This window comes from Burkholderia sp. AU18528, assembly GCF_002223215.2.
Taxonomy (GTDB): Bacteria; Pseudomonadota; Gammaproteobacteria; order Burkholderiales; family Burkholderiaceae; genus Burkholderia; species Burkholderia semiarida.
Window position 1 is genome coordinate 760,980 of sequence record NZ_NKFC02000005.1, and the last position, 16,484, is coordinate 777,463.

Genomic DNA, 16,484 nt, shown 5'->3' on the forward strand with positions numbered 1-16,484 from the left:
TAGGCGCCATGAACGCCCCCACCTCCTCCGACACGCCCGAATCCGGCGACGCGCACATCGCGCGCAACCGGCTCGAAGCGCACCTGGACGCCGCGCCGCGCGCGTGGCCGCTCGACATCGTCGCTGCCACCGGCTCGACCAACGCCGACGTCGCGGCCCGGCTCAAGGCGCTGCCGCGCGGCCCGAACGCGTTGCCCGCGCCGCTCGTGCGCGTCGCGTTCGAGCAGACGGCCGGCCGCGGCCGGCAGGGCCGCCCGTGGTTCGCGCAGCCCGGCAATGCGCTGCTGTGCTCGGTCGGCTGCATCGTGCCGCGCGCCGTCGATGCGCTCGGCGGCCTCAGCATCGCGATCGGCGTCGCGCTCGCCGAAGGGCTGGCCACGCTGCCGCTCGACGCCCGCATGCGCGTCGCGCTCAAATGGCCGAACGACCTGCTGCTGACGGCCGCCGACGACGGCGCGCCGCGAATCGTCGGCAAGCTCGCCGGGATCCTGATCGAAACCGTCTGGACCACCGCCGACGCCACCGCCGTCGTGATCGGCTTCGGCATCAACGTGCGCGGCGCGCAAGCCGTGGCCGCGCAGGTCGACGCGCTGCGCGCGCGCGAAGCGACGCTCGCAAGCGGGCTGCCGCCCGCCGCGCTGTCGATCGCGTGCGCGTCGGCGAACCTCACCGATACGCTCGCCGCGTCGCTGAACGCGCTCACGCCCGCGCTCGCGCAATTCGGCGCCGACGGCCTCGCGCCGTTCCTGCCGCGCTGGCACGCGCTGCACGCATACGCGGGCCGCGAAGTCGTGCTGCTCGAACAGGGCGTCGAACGCGCACGCGGCATCGCGACGGGCATCGACGCGACCGGCCAGTTGCTGCTCGACACGCCGAACGGCGTACAGACGATCGCGGCCGGCGACGTGTCGCTGCGCGAAGCGCAATGAGCGAACCGTACCTGCTGATCGACGCCGGCAACAGCCGGATCAAATGGGCGCTCGCCGACGCGCGGCGCACGCTCGTCGACACGGGCGCGTTCGGCCACACGCGCGACGGCGGCGCCGATCCCGACTGGTCGCGCGTGCCGAGGCCGCGCGGCGCCTGGATCTCGAACGTCGCGGGCGCCGACGTGGCCGCACGGATCGACGCGCTGCTCGACGCACGCTGGCCGGGCCTGCCGCGCACGACGATCCGCTCGCGGCCCGCGCAATGCGGCGTGACGAACGGCTATACGACGCCCGAACAGCTCGGCAGCGACCGCTGGGCCGGCCTGATCGGCGCGCACGCGGCGTTTCCGGGCGAGCATCTGCTGATCGCGACGTTCGGCACCGCGACGACGCTCGAGGCACTGCGCGCGGACGGCCGGTTCACGGGCGGGCTGATCGCGCCGGGCTGGGCGCTGATGATGCGCGCGCTCGGCACGCACACCGCGCAGTTGCCGACGCTGACCACCGATATCGCAAGCGGCCTGCTCGCGGGCGCGCAGGCCGAGCCGTTCCAGGTCGATACGCCGCGCTCGCTGTCGGCCGGCTGCCTGTACGCGCAGGCCGGCCTCATCGAACGCGCATGGCGCGATCTCGCCGATGCCTGGCAGGCGCCCGTCCGGCTCGTGCTGGCAGGCGGTGCGGCAGACGACGTCGCACGTGCATTGACGGTCGCGCATACGCGGCATGACGCGCTGATCCTGTCCGGGCTCGCGCTGATCGCAGCCGATGCGGGCGACCCGGCAACGGCGCCGGATTGACGCGCGCGTGCCGGCGCGCGGCGGCGCGGGCCGATGCAAGCCCAGGCGGGCCCGCGTCACGCCGACGATGCAATACGCGCGGTGCCGCGCCTGCGGCCCGCACGAACGGTCAGGTCAACGGAAACCATGAAAAAAGCCGGCCCTTCGGCCGGCTCGACTGAACGACGTGAACCACGTCAATGACGACAAGGAGTTTCGACGATGCTGCGCTGGCTGATCGCTGTTCTCTTTCTCGCCAACATGCTCGCGTTCGTGGTGGCGCGCGGCGTGTTCGGGCCGCTGCCGGCGGCCGGCCCGCGCGAACCCGGCGTGCTGTCGCGGCAGGTGCGGCCCGACGCATTGCGCGTGACACCGCTCATGCGCGCGACCGACCAGCCCGTGGTCGGCGGCCCGATCGCGGCGCCGGCCGTCACGACCGCGCCGCTCGCGGCATCGGCCCCGTGACGGCGCCGCGCCGCGCTCAGGACTGTTGCGCGCGCACCTTCTTCAGCAACGCGGTGGTCGAGCGATCGTGCTCGAACGGAATCGCCAGCGCCCGGCCGCCCCAGCCGCGCACGAGCGCCGATTCCGGCAGCGCGTCCATGTCGTAATCGCCGCCCTTCACGAGGATGTCCGGACGGACGGCCTCGATCAGCGACACGGGCGTCTTTTCCCCGAACGTCACGACCCAGTCGACGCTTTCCAGCGCCGCGAGCAATGCCGCGCGATCCTCTTCGCGGTTGATCGGCCGGTCGTCGCCCTTGCCGAGCATGCGCACCGACGCATCGCTGTTCACGCCGACGATCAGGCACGCGCCGAGCGCTTTCGCATCGGCGAGATACGTGACGTGACCGCGATGCAGGATGTCGAACACGCCGTTGGTGAACACGACGGGCGACGGCAGCGACGCACGCAGCGCGACGAGGGCGTCACGGGTGATCAGCTTGCGTTCGAAGGTGGCGGACATGATGGAGATCGGACGGAATGAACCACGGCGCGCGCGACGGCAGCGCCAGATAAAAAGCCCGCCGGACCGGCCGGGCGGGCTTCACGCAACACACGCGACACCGGCCGCGAGCCGGGCGCGAATCGGGCACGACGCGCGCCGGCGCCGGCACCTGCCGGCCTCAGGCCGGCTGCGCGGCCGACGACGGGCCGCTTTCGGCCTGCAGGCGGCTGGTGACTTCCTTGCGGTAGCGGTTCAGCTCCTGCGCGGTCGCGAACGTGCGCTCGAACAGGATCGACAGGTTGTGCAGGATCCGCTCGACCACCTTCTTCTCCCACTCGCCGTCGAAGCGGATCTGCTCGTCGAGCCAGCGCTCGAGCCATTCCGGATCCGGCAGGCGCGATTGCACGGTGTCGCGCGGGAACAGCGCCTGGTTCACGTGCAGGTTGGTCGGGTGCAGCGGCTTCTCGGTGCGGCGCGCCGACGCCATCAGCACGCCGATCTTCGCGAAGGCCGCACGTGCGACGTCGCCGCTGTTGTTCAGCGCCTTCTTCATGTAGCGCAGATACGCGCCGCCATGACGCGCCTCGTCGCGCGAAATCGTTTCGTAGATCTGCTTGATGACGGGCTCGGTGTGCCAGTCGGCCGCGCAGCGGTACCAGTGGTTCAAACGGATCTCGCCGCAGAAGTGCAGCATCAGCGTCTCGAGCGGCGGCGCAGGATCGAACTGGAAACGCACCGCGTGCAGTTCCTCCTCCATCGGCACCAGCTCCGGCTTGAAGCGGCGCAGGTATTCCATCAGCACGAGCGAATGCTTCTGCTCCTCGAAGAACCACACGCTCATGAACGCGGAAAAGTCGCTGTCGTGCTGGTTGTCGCGCAGGAACATTTCCGTCGCGGGCAGCGCCGACCATTCGGTGATCGCGTTCATCTTGATCGTCTTCGCCTGCTCGTCGGTGAGCAGCGAAGCGTCGAACTTGTCCCACGGAATGTCCTTCTCCATGTCCCAGCGGACAGCTTCGAGCGACCTGTAAAGTTCCGGATAAAGCATGGTGTTCATGATGGTCCCACCCCTGTTCTGCGCAATGCGACTTCTCTAAACGTGACTGTTGCCGCGCAAGCGCGCCACGCGCGCTTTTTGCAGCCAAGACTCTAATTTTACGCGGGAAACCGGCCCGCCGGACGCTGATTCCTCGTCCGGCTGCCGGGCGGCCGCGTCGCCGCCGTTGGGCATGCCGCAACCCGCTCCGTTCGGACGGAGCCGGCCGCGCTTGCCTGAGTGGGGGGCCGGCGCTGGCCGGCTCGTTGGCGCGCCCGTCCCCTGCCCCAGGCGGGTTCCCCGAAAGGTCCCGTGCGGATGCCGGATCGGCGGGCTGCTCGATATGGTGTATACGGCGGCGGCCATGATAGCACGCGTGCATGACGCTTCCGAGACGCCGGCCCGGTCGCGCGCCGCCAACCGGGATGCGGCGATCGGTCGCGGCCGGCCGTCGCGAAAACGCAACCTTGCATTGCGCCTGCGCGTGTCAGACCCGTATTTCGTCGGTCGCGAGGCCGTCTTCGGGCGGCGTGCCGGCCGCCGGCGCGCTGCTGCCGTCCGCCTGCGCGATCCAGCCGGCGAGCGTCTCGCGCTGCGCGCGGCCGTCGCGGTAGCCGAGCTCGATCAGCTCGCGCGTGAAGGCTTCCTCGAACAGCAGGTAGCTGGCGAACGACGCGCCGGCCGGCTGGCTGCCGCCGATCGCGCCGAGCAGCCCGCGCATCGTCGCCGGCATCTGCTTCAGGTGCTTCGCGGCAATCAGCTCGATGCGCTCGGACGGCGCGATCGCGAGCACGTCGACGTGCCGCCAGCCGCTGTCGATCTCGACCTGGTGCGGCAAGTGCTCGATCATCCGGTTGATGTGCTCGATCCGTTCGATGTCCGAGCCGATCGAGTCGAGGAACACGCTCGCGAGCACCTGCTGGCCGATCTGCGCGGGCGTCGGGTAGCCACGCGCCCGGCCCGCGCCGTTCGCGGCCGGAATCTCGGGCCGCGGGTCGGCAGCGCCCACGACGACGATCCGGTCCGCGCCGAAGTGGATCGCCGGCGACAGCGGCGCGATCTGCCGGATCGAGCCGTCGCCGAAGTACTCGACCTGTCCGTCGAGCACGAGCGGCACGGCGGGAAACACGAACGGAATGGCCGACGACGCGAGCAGGTGCGACGCCGACAGATCGACGAGCCGCGCGGTGCGCTGCGCGCGCCGCCACGCCTGGATCGGCTCGGCTGCCTGGTAGAACGTGAGGTGCCGGCCACTCGAATAGCTGAGCGCGGTGACCGCGAGCGCGTGCAGCAGGCGCGCCTCGAGCATCTGCTCGATCCGGTGGAAGCTCAGCTCGCGCTGCAGCAGGTGCGCGAGCGGCGTGTTGTCGAGCAGCCCGCGCGGCGAGCGGCGGGCCGCCCAGCCGAACGTCATCGTCGCGAGCCAGCGCGCGCCGGCGCCCGCGATGCCGAGCCAGTCGGTGCGATACACGTAATCGGCGCGCAACGGCTCCCAGAATTCGAGCAGGCGCCGCACGCCATGGGAAAAGTCGTCCGCGTGGCTCGCGATCGACGTCGCGTTGATCGCGCCGGCCGACGAACCGCACACGACCGTGAACGGCACCGTGTGCCGCTGCGGATCGGCCTCGCGCGCGATCTCGGCCAGCGCCTTCAGCACGCCGACCTGGTATGCGGCGCGCGCGCCGCCTCCCATCAGAACGAGCGCGAGTCGCATGATCGACCTGCTACCTGCGCCGCATCACGTCGAGCGCTTCGGCGGACGCGTTTCGGGCGACGAAGCGGCCGCCGCGCGCGCCGCGGCCGAACCGGACGGCTTCGCGGCGCGCTTGGCCGCGGGCTTGCGCGGCGCGGCCGCGGCGGGCTTCGCGGCGGGTTCCGGCGCGGCGGCGGGCTCGGGCGACGCGGCGCCCGGCGCCGCAGGCTGCATGCCCGGCTGCGCCATCGCGAGGCTCGCGAGCTGGTTGAATTGCGTCTGCAGCAGGTTCCACCAGCCGGCCGGATCGAACGGCTGCTGCGCGGGGTCGCCTTCCGGCGCATCCGGTGCGGGCGCGGCCTCGCCCGCCGAGGTTTTCGCGGCCTGCGCGGCTGCGACCGCCGCGTCCTCGGCCGCCGACATCGAGCTCTGCGCGAACGCGCCGAACGCGCGCAGCGTCGCGAGCGTCGCGCGCTGCACCTCGAGCGCCTGGATCGCGGACTGCAGCATCCCGAGATTGAGCTTCAGCCACTGCTCGACCGCGCGCAGATCGGTGATCCGCTTGTCGAGCTCCTCGACGCTCGTGAGCGGCGACATCATGTCGGACATGCTCGACAGCGACGGCGGCAGCCCGTGCGCGGCGCCCGGAAAGGGCGCCATCCCGCCGAACGGCGACATCCGGATCATGTCCCACATCCGGTCCATCATGTCGGCGGGCTGGAACCCGGCAAAGCCGGCGAAAGGGTTGGCGCCGGAGGCATCGGTCGTCATACGGGCATCCTGGTTGACTGGGGGGAGCGAGGCGGCCGTGCGTCGCGCGGCCGCCCATGATTCGATCATAGCGCGCGCGTCAGAACGGCGCGTCGCCGGGAAACGCGGGCGGGCGCCGCTCGCGCAGCGAGCGGATGCCTTCCTGCACGTCGGGCCCCGAAAAGCCCACGAATTCGAGCGCGAGCGACGTATCGAAGGTCGGCCCGGCCGTGCGCAGCCAGTTGTTCAGCGCGTACTTGGTCCAGCGGATCGCCGACTGCGAACCGCGCGCGAGCCGTTCGGCCACGTCGTACGCCTTCGGCAGCAGGTCGGCGGGCTCGACCGCGAGCGAGACCAGCCCGATCCGTTCGGCCTCCTCGCCGCTCACGGGCTCGCACAGCATCAGGTAGTACTTCGCCTTCGCCATCCCGCACAGCAGCGGCCACACGATCGCCGCGTGGTCGCCGGCCGCGACGCCGAGCCGCGTGTGGCCGTCGATGATGCGCGCATCCTTCGCGGCGATCGAGATGTCGGCGAGCAGCCCGGCGACGAGCCCCGCGCCGACGGCCGGGCCATGCATCGCCGACACGATCGGCTTGCTGCAATTGATCACGTTGTAGACGAGGTCGCGCGCCTCGCGCCACACGCGGGCGCGCACGTCGAAATCGTTCGCCATGTCCTCGACGAGCGCGAGATCGCCGCCCGCCGAAAAGCCCTTGCCTTCGCCGCGGATCACCGCGACGCGCGTGTCGGGATCGCGATCGACATCGCGCCAGATGTCGGCGAGCTCGCGATGCATGCGCGCGTTCGCGGTCGCGAGGCCGCTGCGGTTCGCCCCCTCGCCGCTCATCACGATATCGAGCACGCCATGATCGCGGCGCGTCACCTTCAGTGCTTCGTAACCGCCGTACGCGGCGAGATCGGCCATCTGCTGCTCCTTGTTCGAGGCGCTCGAACGCTTGAATCGAGTGTAGCCAAGCCCGCGCGGTCAAACATCGGGCGAAACCCGGCGCGCGGGCCGAGGCCGGGTGCCGCCGCCGCGTTGCCTATGCCGCGCCGTCGGGTGGGGAAACCGACTGCTCGATCGCGCCGAAGATCGACTTGCCGGCCGCATCGAACATCTCGATGCGCACGGTATCGCCGTAACGCATGAATTCGGTCTGCGGCGCGCCGTGCTCGATCGTCTCGAGGCAGCGCTTCTCGGCGATGCAGCAGTAGCCGCGCTTCGCATCCTTGTTCGATACCGTACCGGAGCCGACGATCGAGCCGGCACGCAGGTTGCGCGTCTTCGCCGCGTGCGCGATCAGCTGGCCGAAGTGGAACACCATGTCGGTGCCCGCATCGGGCTGCCCCACCTTCTTGCCGTTCCAGTGGACGATCATCGGGCGGTGCACGCGGCCCTCGCGCCATTCGTCGCCGAGCTCGTCCGGCGTGACGGCGACCGGCGCGAACGCGGTGGCGGGCTTGCTCTGGAAGAAGCCGAAGCCCTTCGCGAGTTCGGCCGGAATCAGGTTGCGCAGCGACACGTCGTTCGCGAGCGTGACGAGCCGCACGGCCTTCAGCGCGGCGTCGGGCGACGCGCTCATCGGCACGTCGCCGGTGATCACCGCGACTTCGGCCTCGAAATCGATGCCCCATTCCTCGGACGGGCACACGACGTCGTCGCGCGGCCCCAGGAAATCGTCGCTGCCGCCCTGATACATCAGCGGATCGGTCCAGAACTCGGGCGGCATCTCCGCGCCGCGCGCGCGGCGCACGAGCTCGACGTGGTTCACGTACGCGGAGCCGTCGGCCCACTGGAACGCGCGCGGCAGCGGCGCCATGCAGTTGGCCGGATCGAACGCGAACGCGTTGCGCGCGCGGCCGTGGTTCAGTGCGTCGTACAGGTCGCGCAGTTGCGGCGCGTAGAACGCCCAGTCGTCGAGGACGCGCTGCAACGTCGGCGCGACCGCATCGGCGATCGCCGCGGTGTGCAGGTCGCGCGACACGACGATCAGCTGGCCGTCGCGCGTGCCGTCCTTCAGCGAAGCAAGTTTCATAGGGAGGATCTGCCGTTGTAGTGACGATGGAGGGAATCTATTTTACGATGGTGAATCCATGCGGCGCGCCCCGATCGCGCGCGCCGTTTTCACCCCGTTTCCTGCCGCATTTTCGCGCACCCGTTGCCCATGCCCGCCAGCCCGCTTCCCGACGACGATCTCACCGACTCCGATACCGACGACACCGCGTCCGGCGAACACGGCGAGAAGGTCCGTTCCGGCATCCAGTCGATCGAGGTCGGCTTCCGCCTGCTCGACGTGCTGACGAGCGAGCCGCGCGCGATGATGCTGCGCGATCTCGCGCAGCGCGCGGGCATGAGCCCGGCGAAGGCGCACCGCTACCTGGTCAGCTTCTCGCGGCTCGGCGTCGTGTCGCAGGATCCCGTCTCGGGCCGCTACGAGCTCGGCGGCTTCGCGCTGCAGATGGGCCTCGCGCGGCTCGCGCGCGTCGACGGCGTGAAGCTCGCGCGGATCGCGCTGACCGAATTCCGCGACCGCCTCGACCAGACGGTCGGCATCGCGGTATGGGGCAACCAGGGGCCGACGATCGTGCACTGGATGGAATCGAGCCATCCGGCGAAGGCGTCGCTGAAGCTCGGCGACGTGATGCCGCTGCTCGGCTCCGCGACGGGCCTGCTGTTCGCCGCGTACCTGCCGCGCAGCAAGACCGCCGCGATGCTCGAGCGCGAACTCGCCGATACGCGCCGCTCGCCGCACCACGGCGGCCCGCGCACGCTCGACGAAGTCGACGCCGTGCTCGCCGACGTGCGCCGGCACGAGGCCGCGCGCGTCGAGGGGATGCTGCTGCCGACGATCCACGCGTTCTGCATGCCGGTGTTCGACGCGGTCGGCGAACTCGCGCTCGCGATCGTCGCGCTCGGCCAGGAAGGCTCGTTCGACATCGCGTGGGGCGGCGAGATCGACACGGCGCTGCGCGCGTGCGCGCGGAAACTGTCTTACGAACTCGGCTATAGTCCCGACGCACGCGACGCCTGACGCCTCCGGCTCACCCCACGTCACGCGTCGCGAACGCGCGGCGCATCCGGCGGTCCGATTCCTGTGGCGCGCGCCGCGCGCCCGACGTCACGCACGCGCCCCGACCCCGTTCCGATGCCCATGCAGCCTGCCGACCTTCGCCCGAGTTACGCCCCGCCCCGCCGCTGGCTGCGCGTGGGCGTCGCGCTCGTCGCCGTGCTGGTGCTGCACGCGCTCGCGGGGTTCTGGCTGATGCGCAACCGCGAATCGTTCACGCCGCCGCCGCCCGCCGACATCCCCGTGCAGATCGAACTGCTGAAACCGCGGCCGATCGAACGCCAGCCTGCGCCGCCAGAGTCGAAGCCGGTCGAACGTCCGGCCGCACCCGCCGCGCCGAAGGCGGCCCCGCCGAAACCCGCGCCGCCGGACGAACCGGTCCTCACGTCGACGCAGACGGCCGAGCACGGCGAACCGCCCGCTGCCGCCGCGTCCGCCGCGAGCGGCGTACCGGGCGCGTCGGGCGCGCACGCCGCGCCGGCCGCCGGCGCCAGCGCCGCGACGCCGGGGCCTGCCGCGAGCGGCGTGAAGTTCGCCGCGCCGCCGTCCGGCGACCTGCAGTACGACACGTTCTACAACGGCATGCAGAACATGATCGGCACGATCCGCTGGCGCACCGACGGGCACACCTACGACCTGTCGGTGTCGATGCCCGTGCCGTTCGTCGGCCCGTTCGCCTATCGCAGCGAAGGCCGCATCGATGCATTCGGCGTCGCGCCCGACCGTTACGTCGAGAAGCGGGGCAAGCGGCCGGAGGACATCGCGATCTTCAACCGCGAGATCCGGCAGGTCGTGTTCACGCGCACGCCGAACAACGCGCCGCTGCCCGATGGCGTGCAGGACCGCTTCAGCATGCTGATGCAGTTGTCGGGGCTCGTGCGCGGCAATCCTTCCGCCTACAAGCCGGGCGTCACGCAGCAGTTCTTCGTGATCGACAACAACAGCGGCGAGACCTGGCCGATCACCGTGATCGGCGACGAGCAGGTGCAGACGCAGGCCGGCGTCATCGCCGCACGGCACTTCATGCGCCTGCCGCGCCGCGACGGCGACACGCGCCGCATCGACATGTGGCTCGCGCCGTCGCTCGGCTGGCTGCCCGCGCGGCTCGTGCAGACCGAGCCGAACGGCGCGCAGATCGAGCTGCTGTGGCACGGCCGCCTCGCCGCACCGGACGTGCCTGCGGATGCAGCACCGCCCGGCGGCGCAACGAGCGCGCCCGACGCCGCACCGGCGCCCGATGTGCCGGCCGCGCCGCCCGCGCAAGCGGCGCCGTCCACGCCCGCTGCAACCGTGCAACCACCGGCCTCCTCGGTTGTCACACAGTAAAAAACATGCACGAATCGGCAATTTCGACCGATTACAGTTTTCCCGGAAATGGCCGATGACACTCTTTAACAACTATTTCAGTCCACCGGCTCACAATGAGAAACGTTTGATAGACATCGGCTTCTAACCGATACACCCCACGCGAACGGGAGGAACGGGGTGTGCAGCGCAAGCCCCTTGAAACCGGCAAGGCTTGCCCCACCTAGGGGACAACAAGGCCAGATGCCACTGCGAAGAGGAGTGCCGCCATGCAAATGATCTACAACAGCCCCAACTACTGCGTCGTCGAATTTGCGCCGCAGGCCGGCCATCACCTGATGAATGCCGGCGGATATGAAATCGTCGACAAGAACGCGCAGCGCGAGATCTTCATCGACGGCGAACTTGCCGAACGATTCCGCGCGCACGTGAAGCAGTTGATCGAGGATGAACCGTCGCTCGACGAGGTCGACGAATTCCTCGGACAATTCGACAGCCTGATGATGATGCCCGTCGTGCTGCACTGACGACTCGCGGCCCGGCGCGCCACGCGGCCGGGCCATTCGCCGCGCATCGACGCGGCGCCGCGTGCACTCCGATCCTGCCCCCGTCCGGCTCGCCGGCGGGGGCTTTCATTTGGCGGCCGCCCGGCCGGCGCGGCCAGGGCGGCGACCGCTTGACGCACCGGCTACAATGACGGTTTTCCGTCTTCGCCGGTCTTCCGCCCATGTCTGCGACTCCTCTCGCCGCTTCCGTCCCGCTCGACGCGCGCTACACGCGCGGCGCCGCCCTGCCCGCGCTGCTCAAATCGCGCATCCTGATCCTCGACGGCGCGATGGGCACGATGATCCAGCGCTACAAGCTCGACGAGGCCGCGTATCGCGGCGAGCGCTTCAAGGATTTCCCGCGCGACATCAAGGGCAACAACGAGCTGCTGTCGCTCACGCAGCCGCAGATCATCCGCGAGATCCACGACCAGTACTTCGCGGCCGGCGCCGACATCGTCGAAACCAACACGTTCGGCGCGACGACCGTCGCGCAGGCCGACTACGGGATGGAAGATCTCGTCGTCGAGATGAACGTCGAATCGGCGAAGCTCGCACGCGAATCGGCCGCGAAATACGCGACGCCGGACAAGCCGCGCTTCGTCGCGGGCGCGATCGGGCCGACGCCGAAGACGGCCAGCATCTCGCCGGACGTCAACGATCCGGGCGCCCGCAACGTCACGTTCGACGAGCTGCGCACGTCGTACTACCAGCAGGCGAAGGCGCTGCTCGACGGCGGCGTCGACCTGTTCCTCGTCGAGACGATCTTCGACACGCTGAACGCGAAGGCCGCCCTGTTCGCGCTCGACGAGCTGTTCGAGGACACCGGCGAGCGCCTGCCGATCATGATCTCGGGCACCGTCACCGATGCGTCGGGCCGGATCCTGTCGGGCCAGACCGTCGAGGCGTTCTGGAATTCGCTGCGTCACGCGAAGCCGCTCACGTTCGGCCTGAACTGCGCGCTCGGCGCGGCGCTGATGCGTCCGTACATCGCCGAGCTCGCGAAGCTGTGCGACACCTACGTGTCGTGCTACCCGAACGCGGGCCTGCCGAACCCGATGAGCGACACCGGTTTCGACGAAACGCCCGACGTCACGTCGGGCCTGCTGAAGGAATTCGCGCAGGCCGGGCTCGTGAACCTCGCGGGCGGCTGCTGCGGCACGACGCCCGAGCACATCGCCGAGATCGCGAAGGCGCTCGCCGACGTGAAGCCGCGCCGCTGGCCGAACCAGTACAGCGACAACGCCTGACCCGCCTGCCCCACGTCCTTCATCACCAAATTCGCACCGCCATGACCGATCACATGATGCGCCTTGCCGGCCTCGAGCCGTTCAACGTCACGCCCGGGACGCTCTTCATCAACGTCGGCGAACGCACCAACGTCACCGGCTCGAAGGCGTTCGCACGGATGATCCTCAACGGCCAGTTCGACGAGGCGCTCGCCGTCGCGCGCCAGCAGGTCGAGAACGGCGCGCAGGTGATCGACGTCAACATGGACGAGGCGATGCTCGATTCGAAGGCGGCGATGGTGCGCTTCCTGAATCTGATCGCATCCGAGCCGGACATCGCGCGCGTGCCGATCATGATCGACTCGTCGAAGTGGGACGTGATCGAAGCCGGCCTCAAGTGCGTGCAGGGCAAGGCGATCGTGAACTCGATCTCGCTGAAGGAAGGCGAGGACGCGTTCCGCCACCACGCGAACCTGATCCGCCGCTACGGCGCGGCCGCGGTCGTGATGGCGTTCGACGAGACCGGCCAGGCCGATACGTACGAGCGCAAGACCGAGATCTGCAAGCGCTCGTACGACTTCCTCGTGAACGAAGTCGGCTTCCCGCCGGAGGACATCATCTTCGACCCGAACATCTTCGCGGTCGCGACGGGCATCGAGGAGCACAACAACTACGCGGTCGACTTCATCGAGGCGACGCGCTGGATCAAGCAGAACCTGCCGTACGCGAAGGTGAGCGGCGGCGTGTCGAACGTGTCGTTCTCGTTCCGCGGCAACGACCCGGTGCGCGAGGCGATCCACACCGTGTTCCTGTATCACGCGATCCAGGCCGGGATGGACATGGGCATCGTGAACGCGGGCCAGCTCGGCGTGTACGCCGATCTCGACGCGGAGCTGCGCGAGCGTGTCGAGGACGTGATCCTGAACCGCCGCGCGGATTCCACCGATCGCCTGCTCGAGATCGCCGACAAGTTCAAGACCGGCGCCGCGAAGAAGGAAGAGAACCTCGAATGGCGCAACCAGCCGGTCGAGAAGCGCCTCGCGCACGCGCTCGTGCACGGCATCACGACCTTCATCGTCGAGGACACCGAAGAAGCGCGCGCGAAGATCGCCGCGGCCGGCGGCCGTCCGATCAACGTGATCGAAGGGCCGCTGATGGACGGGATGAACGTCGTCGGCGACCTGTTCGGCCAGGGCAAGATGTTCCTGCCGCAGGTGGTGAAATCGGCGCGCGTGATGAAGCAGGCGGTCGCGCACCTGATCCCGTTCATCGAGGAAGAAAAGCGCCTGCTCGCGGAAGCGGGCGGCGACGTGCGCGCGAAGGGCAAGATCGTGATCGCGACCGTGAAGGGCGACGTGCACGACATCGGCAAGAACATCGTGTCGGTCGTGCTCCAGTGCAACAACTTCGAAGTGGTCAACATGGGCGTGATGGTCCCGTGCAACGAGATCCTCGCGAAGGCGAAGGTCGAAGGCGCGGACATCATCGGGCTGTCTGGCCTCATCACGCCGAGCCTCGAGGAAATGGCGTACGTCGCGTCCGAAATGCAGCGCGACGACTACTTCCGCGTGAAGAAGATTCCGCTGCTGATCGGCGGCGCGACGACGTCGCGCGTGCACACGGCCGTGAAGATCGCGCCGCACTACGAAGGCCCGGTCGTCTACGTGCCCGATGCGTCGCGCTCGGTGTCGGTCGCGTCGAACCTGCTGTCCGACGAAGGCGCGGCGAAGTATCTCGACGAGCTGAAGTCCGACTACGAACGCATTCGCGACCAGCACGCGAACCGCAAGGCGCAGCCGATGGTCACGCTCGCCGAGGCGCGCGCGAACAAGACCAAGGTGGACTGGGCCGGCTACCAGCCGGTGAAGCCGAAGTTCACCGGCCGCCGCGTGTTCAGGAACTACGACCTGAACGAGCTCGCGAACTACATCGACTGGGGCCCGTTCTTTCAGACCTGGGATCTCGCCGGCCCGTACCCGGCGATCCTGAACGACGAGATCGTCGGCGAATCGGCGCGGCGTGTGTTCTCCGACGCGAAGTCGATGCTCGCGCGCCTGATCCAGGGGCGCTGGCTGACCGCGAACGGCGTGATCGCGCTGCTGCCGGCGAACACCGTCAACGACGACGACATCGAGATCTACAGCGACGAGTCGCGCTCCGAGGTGCTGCTCACGTGGCGCAACCTGCGCCAGCAGAGCGTGCGCCCGGTGGTCGACGGCGTGATGCGGCCGAACCGCTCGCTCGCCGACTTCATCGCGCCGAAGGAATCGGGCGTCGCCGACTACATCGGGATGTTCGCGGTGACGGCCGGCCTCGGCGTCGACGTGAAGGAAAAGCAGTTCGAAGCCGATCACGACGACTACAGCGCGATCATGCTCAAGGCGCTCGCCGACCGCTTCGCGGAAGCGTTCGCCGAAGCGATGCACGCGCGCGTGCGGCGCGAGCTGTGGGGCTATGCGAGCGGCGAGACGCTCGACAACGACGCGCTGATCGCCGAGAAATACGCGGGCATCCGCCCGGCGCCCGGCTACCCGGCCTGCCCCGACCACCTCGTGAAGCGCGACATGTTCGACGTGCTGCACGCGGACGAGATCGGCATGAGCGTGACCGACTCGCTGGCGATGCTGCCGGCGGCGAGCGTGTCGGGCTTCTACCTCGCGCATCCGGACAGCCGTTACTTCTCGGTCGGTAAAATCGGGCAGGATCAGCTCGAGGACTATGCACGGCGCATGGCGCTGTCGCTCGACGACGCACGCCGCGCGCTCGCGCCGCAGTTGTAATCGAGCCGCGGCGCGCAGCCGCGACTTACCGTCACGCGCCCCGATCTCGGGGCGCGTTGTCTACCCCACCACTTATTCAGGATAACTAATCTCAATATTCGTCGATCAACGCTGCAATCTCTCGACCCGACACTCGCCCAGCCATGCCTTCCTTCGAGATCAGGATCACCGAAACACCGCTCGACGCCGCCACCCCGTTCCCGCCCACCCGCTATCGCGGCGAAAGCTGGGACCTGAGCCACTTGCGCCCGTTGACGTTCACCTGCGATCTGGAAACCGGCTTCGACGTGACGGTTCTGGTCCTGTTCTCCTGTCACTGCTTCACACGCAGCCTCAAATGAGACGGGCGGACCCGCGACACCATTCCAGACGACGAGATCTACGACGACGGCCGCGAGACACGTGTGCTCTGCGCGGACCGGTATCGCGCGTCACGGCAGCTGTTGCGCGGCGTGATCGTCGGGCTGGCGACGCGGCGGATCGTTGTCGCGGATGAACGGCAGCCCAATTTCGTGACGGTGGAAGAGGTCGCGTCAGACGGCACGCAGCGCGTGTATGCCGTGTTCTTCGAGGTGGCGAAGGACCGGATCAGGAAACGCCGGCTCATCCTGCGCGTGCAGTCGGCCTACGTGCTGGATGGCGGACTCACCCGACGCCAGCGGGAAGCCCGGAAAGTCGCGTTGCGCACGTTGCTGCGCGCAAGCCTGGAAGGCCGCAAGATCCGGGCGTAGAAAAACCAACGGCCGCCTTTCGGCAGCCGTCGCATGCGGGATTCTCTTTCCGTCTTTCGACGAAATACCCACTCCAGGTGGGACCCGGTTGCCCGGGCGGCGCTATGTTTTCGCACCCGCTTTCACATAGTCTTGCATTGAATTATAAGGAATTTCACCTATCGGTCAAGGCAGGCCCGCACTGCCGCCCCATTTCGTCGCGCCCGCCTTCTGCCCTGTCGCCATTTCATCAGACAAAATAAAAAGCCCGCTCGAAAGCGGGCTTTTCCTGTCTGGCCGACCGTTCGATCCGCCGGGCAAGGAAGAAGGAAGCTCAGAAGCCCCAGTGCACGTCGGCTTGGCCAGCCTTCGCTTCGCGCAGCATCGTCAGGAACGGCGCGACGCGCTGCGCCAGGCTCGGCGGCACTTCGTGGTGCGCGTGGTCGGCTTCGTCCTCGTGGAAATGGCCGGCGTGCTCGGCGCGCTCCTGCTTCGCCTGCGCGACCGCGCCTTCCAGCTTGGCGATCGCGTGGTCCAGTTCGTCGTGCGTAATGACACCGCGCTCGCCCAGCTGCTTGCCGACGAGACCCAGCACATACACGGCGAAATCCTTCAGCACGTCGAGATCCTGTGCCGCCTTGCTCTTGAACGTAATCATGACAATTCCCTTTTCATCTTGTTGTGCCTGCGCGGCGAGGTTGGGGAACGCCG

The 16,484-nt window shown here is 68.8% G+C and carries 17 protein-coding genes; 10 read left to right on the plus strand and 7 right to left on the minus strand.

The window, feature by feature from the left end; all coding sequences use genetic code 11:
* Positions 1-8: 8 nt before the first annotated feature.
* The 3 genes from CFB52_RS15170 to CFB52_RS15180 all read left to right on the plus strand — a co-directional run bounded on the left by CFB52_RS15170 (position 9) and on the right by CFB52_RS15180 (position 2,170).
* A complete protein-coding gene (locus tag CFB52_RS15170; RefSeq protein WP_059575984.1) occupies positions 9-929 on the plus strand; it encodes a biotin--[acetyl-CoA-carboxylase] ligase in 921 nt (306 codons plus the stop codon).
* Positions 926-1,726 (plus strand): type III pantothenate kinase, encoded by an 801-nt coding sequence (locus CFB52_RS15175; protein ID WP_059575983.1) that lies wholly within the window; start codon positions 926-928, stop codon positions 1,724-1,726. Before CFB52_RS15170 ends, CFB52_RS15175 begins: the two co-directional genes overlap by 4 nt.
* Before the next feature lie 201 nt (positions 1,727-1,927).
* Positions 1,928-2,170 (plus strand): hypothetical protein, encoded by a 243-nt coding sequence (locus CFB52_RS15180; RefSeq protein ID WP_059575981.1) that lies wholly within the window; start codon positions 1,928-1,930, stop codon positions 2,168-2,170.
* Positions 2,171-2,186: 16 nt separating this feature from the next.
* Here CFB52_RS15180 and rfaE2 read toward each other — a convergent pair whose 3' ends face one another.
* The 6 genes from rfaE2 to CFB52_RS15215 form a co-directional block, all read right to left on the minus strand.
* Positions 2,187-2,672, minus strand: a complete 486-nt coding sequence (rfaE2, locus tag CFB52_RS15185; protein ID WP_012329309.1) for a D-glycero-beta-D-manno-heptose 1-phosphate adenylyltransferase — start codon at positions 2,670-2,672, stop codon at positions 2,187-2,189.
* Positions 2,673-2,832: 160 nt separating this feature from the next.
* On the minus strand, positions 2,833-3,711 hold the full coding sequence (locus CFB52_RS15190; protein WP_099316863.1) for a ferritin: 879 nt from the start codon (positions 3,709-3,711) through the stop codon (positions 2,833-2,835).
* 466 nt (positions 3,712-4,177) lie between these two features.
* A complete protein-coding gene (locus CFB52_RS15200; protein WP_059585380.1) occupies positions 4,178-5,404 on the minus strand; it encodes a patatin-like phospholipase family protein in 1,227 nt (408 codons plus the stop codon).
* A 24-nt stretch (positions 5,405-5,428) separates the two neighbouring features.
* Complete coding sequence (locus tag CFB52_RS15205) at positions 5,429-6,154, minus strand: PhaM family polyhydroxyalkanoate granule multifunctional regulatory protein (RefSeq protein WP_099316864.1); 726 nt, start codon at positions 6,152-6,154, stop codon at positions 5,429-5,431.
* 79 nt (positions 6,155-6,233) lie between these two features.
* Positions 6,234-7,061 carry an enoyl-CoA hydratase/isomerase family protein gene (locus CFB52_RS15210; RefSeq protein ID WP_099316865.1) on the minus strand — a complete coding sequence of 276 codons (828 nt, stop codon included), beginning with the start codon at positions 7,059-7,061 and terminating at the stop codon, positions 6,234-6,236.
* Between the two features lie 118 nt (positions 7,062-7,179).
* The gene (locus CFB52_RS15215; RefSeq protein ID WP_059585383.1) at positions 7,180-8,172 is read right to left on the minus strand and encodes a fumarylacetoacetate hydrolase family protein; all 993 of its coding nucleotides are present in this window, start codon (positions 8,170-8,172) and stop codon (positions 7,180-7,182) included.
* Positions 8,173-8,301: 129 nt separating this feature from the next.
* Between CFB52_RS15215 and CFB52_RS15220 the strand changes: the two genes are divergently transcribed.
* The 7 genes from CFB52_RS15220 (at position 8,302) to CFB52_RS35080 (ending at position 15,794) form a co-directional block, all read left to right on the plus strand.
* Positions 8,302-9,168, plus strand: coding sequence for an IclR family transcriptional regulator (locus CFB52_RS15220; protein WP_059585384.1), 867 nt, complete (start codon positions 8,302-8,304; stop codon positions 9,166-9,168).
* Between the two features lie 114 nt (positions 9,169-9,282).
* Positions 9,283-10,530, plus strand: a complete 1,248-nt coding sequence (locus tag CFB52_RS15225; RefSeq protein WP_059585409.1) for a DUF3108 domain-containing protein — start codon at positions 9,283-9,285, stop codon at positions 10,528-10,530.
* 248 nt (positions 10,531-10,778) lie between these two features.
* A complete protein-coding gene (locus tag CFB52_RS15235) occupies positions 10,779-11,036 on the plus strand; it encodes a DUF3567 domain-containing protein (protein WP_006477667.1) in 258 nt (85 codons plus the stop codon).
* A gap of 200 nt (positions 11,037-11,236) precedes the next feature.
* Complete coding sequence (locus CFB52_RS15240) at positions 11,237-12,304, plus strand: homocysteine S-methyltransferase family protein (protein WP_099316866.1); 1,068 nt, start codon at positions 11,237-11,239, stop codon at positions 12,302-12,304.
* Positions 12,305-12,345: 41 nt separating this feature from the next.
* Positions 12,346-15,063, plus strand: a complete 2,718-nt coding sequence (metH, locus tag CFB52_RS15245; protein WP_180278214.1) for a methionine synthase — start codon at positions 12,346-12,348, stop codon at positions 15,061-15,063.
* A gap of 143 nt (positions 15,064-15,206) precedes the next feature.
* Positions 15,207-15,404: a hypothetical protein gene (locus tag CFB52_RS35075; protein ID WP_226225937.1), complete on the plus strand. Its 198-nt coding sequence runs from the start codon at positions 15,207-15,209 to the stop codon at positions 15,402-15,404.
* Between the two features lie 63 nt (positions 15,405-15,467).
* Positions 15,468-15,794 carry a hypothetical protein gene (locus CFB52_RS35080; RefSeq protein WP_257220310.1) on the plus strand — a complete coding sequence of 109 codons (327 nt, stop codon included), beginning with the start codon at positions 15,468-15,470 and terminating at the stop codon, positions 15,792-15,794.
* 313 nt (positions 15,795-16,107) lie between these two features.
* Here the strand turns inward: CFB52_RS35080 and CFB52_RS15255 are convergent, their stop codons facing one another.
* Positions 16,108-16,431, minus strand: a complete 324-nt coding sequence (locus tag CFB52_RS15255; protein WP_006489103.1) for a DUF1840 domain-containing protein — start codon at positions 16,429-16,431, stop codon at positions 16,108-16,110.
* Positions 16,432-16,484 lie beyond the last annotated feature (53 nt).

What these genes read in the sequence shown, in the direction of transcription:
- CFB52_RS15170 (WP_059575984.1), top strand. Translation starts at nt 9, where the DNA reads ATGAACGCCCCCACCTCCTCCGACACGCCCGAATCCGGCGACGCGCAC.
- CFB52_RS15175 (WP_059575983.1), top strand. Translation starts at nt 926, where the DNA reads ATGAGCGAACCGTACCTGCTGATCGACGCCGGCAACAGCCGGATCAAA.
- CFB52_RS15180 (WP_059575981.1), top strand. Translation starts at nt 1,928, where the DNA reads ATGCTGCGCTGGCTGATCGCTGTTCTCTTTCTCGCCAACATGCTCGCG.
- rfaE2 (WP_012329309.1), bottom strand. Translation starts at nt 2,672, where the DNA reads ATGTCCGCCACCTTCGAACGCAAGCTGATCACCCGTGACGCCCTCGTC.
- CFB52_RS15190 (WP_099316863.1), bottom strand. Translation starts at nt 3,711, where the DNA reads ATGAACACCATGCTTTATCCGGAACTTTACAGGTCGCTCGAAGCTGTC.
- CFB52_RS15200 (WP_059585380.1), bottom strand. Translation starts at nt 5,404, where the DNA reads ATGCGACTCGCGCTCGTTCTGATGGGAGGCGGCGCGCGCGCCGCATAC.
- CFB52_RS15205 (WP_099316864.1), bottom strand. Translation starts at nt 6,154, where the DNA reads ATGACGACCGATGCCTCCGGCGCCAACCCTTTCGCCGGCTTTGCCGGG.
- CFB52_RS15210 (WP_099316865.1), bottom strand. Translation starts at nt 7,061, where the DNA reads ATGGCCGATCTCGCCGCGTACGGCGGTTACGAAGCACTGAAGGTGACG.
- CFB52_RS15215 (WP_059585383.1), bottom strand. Translation starts at nt 8,172, where the DNA reads ATGAAACTTGCTTCGCTGAAGGACGGCACGCGCGACGGCCAGCTGATC.
- CFB52_RS15220 (WP_059585384.1), top strand. Translation starts at nt 8,302, where the DNA reads ATGCCCGCCAGCCCGCTTCCCGACGACGATCTCACCGACTCCGATACC.
- CFB52_RS15225 (WP_059585409.1), top strand. Translation starts at nt 9,283, where the DNA reads ATGCCCATGCAGCCTGCCGACCTTCGCCCGAGTTACGCCCCGCCCCGC.
- CFB52_RS15235 (WP_006477667.1), top strand. Translation starts at nt 10,779, where the DNA reads ATGCAAATGATCTACAACAGCCCCAACTACTGCGTCGTCGAATTTGCG.
- CFB52_RS15240 (WP_099316866.1), top strand. Translation starts at nt 11,237, where the DNA reads ATGTCTGCGACTCCTCTCGCCGCTTCCGTCCCGCTCGACGCGCGCTAC.
- metH (WP_180278214.1), top strand. Translation starts at nt 12,346, where the DNA reads ATGACCGATCACATGATGCGCCTTGCCGGCCTCGAGCCGTTCAACGTC.
- CFB52_RS35075 (WP_226225937.1), top strand. Translation starts at nt 15,207, where the DNA reads ATGCCTTCCTTCGAGATCAGGATCACCGAAACACCGCTCGACGCCGCC.
- CFB52_RS15255 (WP_006489103.1), bottom strand. Translation starts at nt 16,431, where the DNA reads ATGATTACGTTCAAGAGCAAGGCGGCACAGGATCTCGACGTGCTGAAG.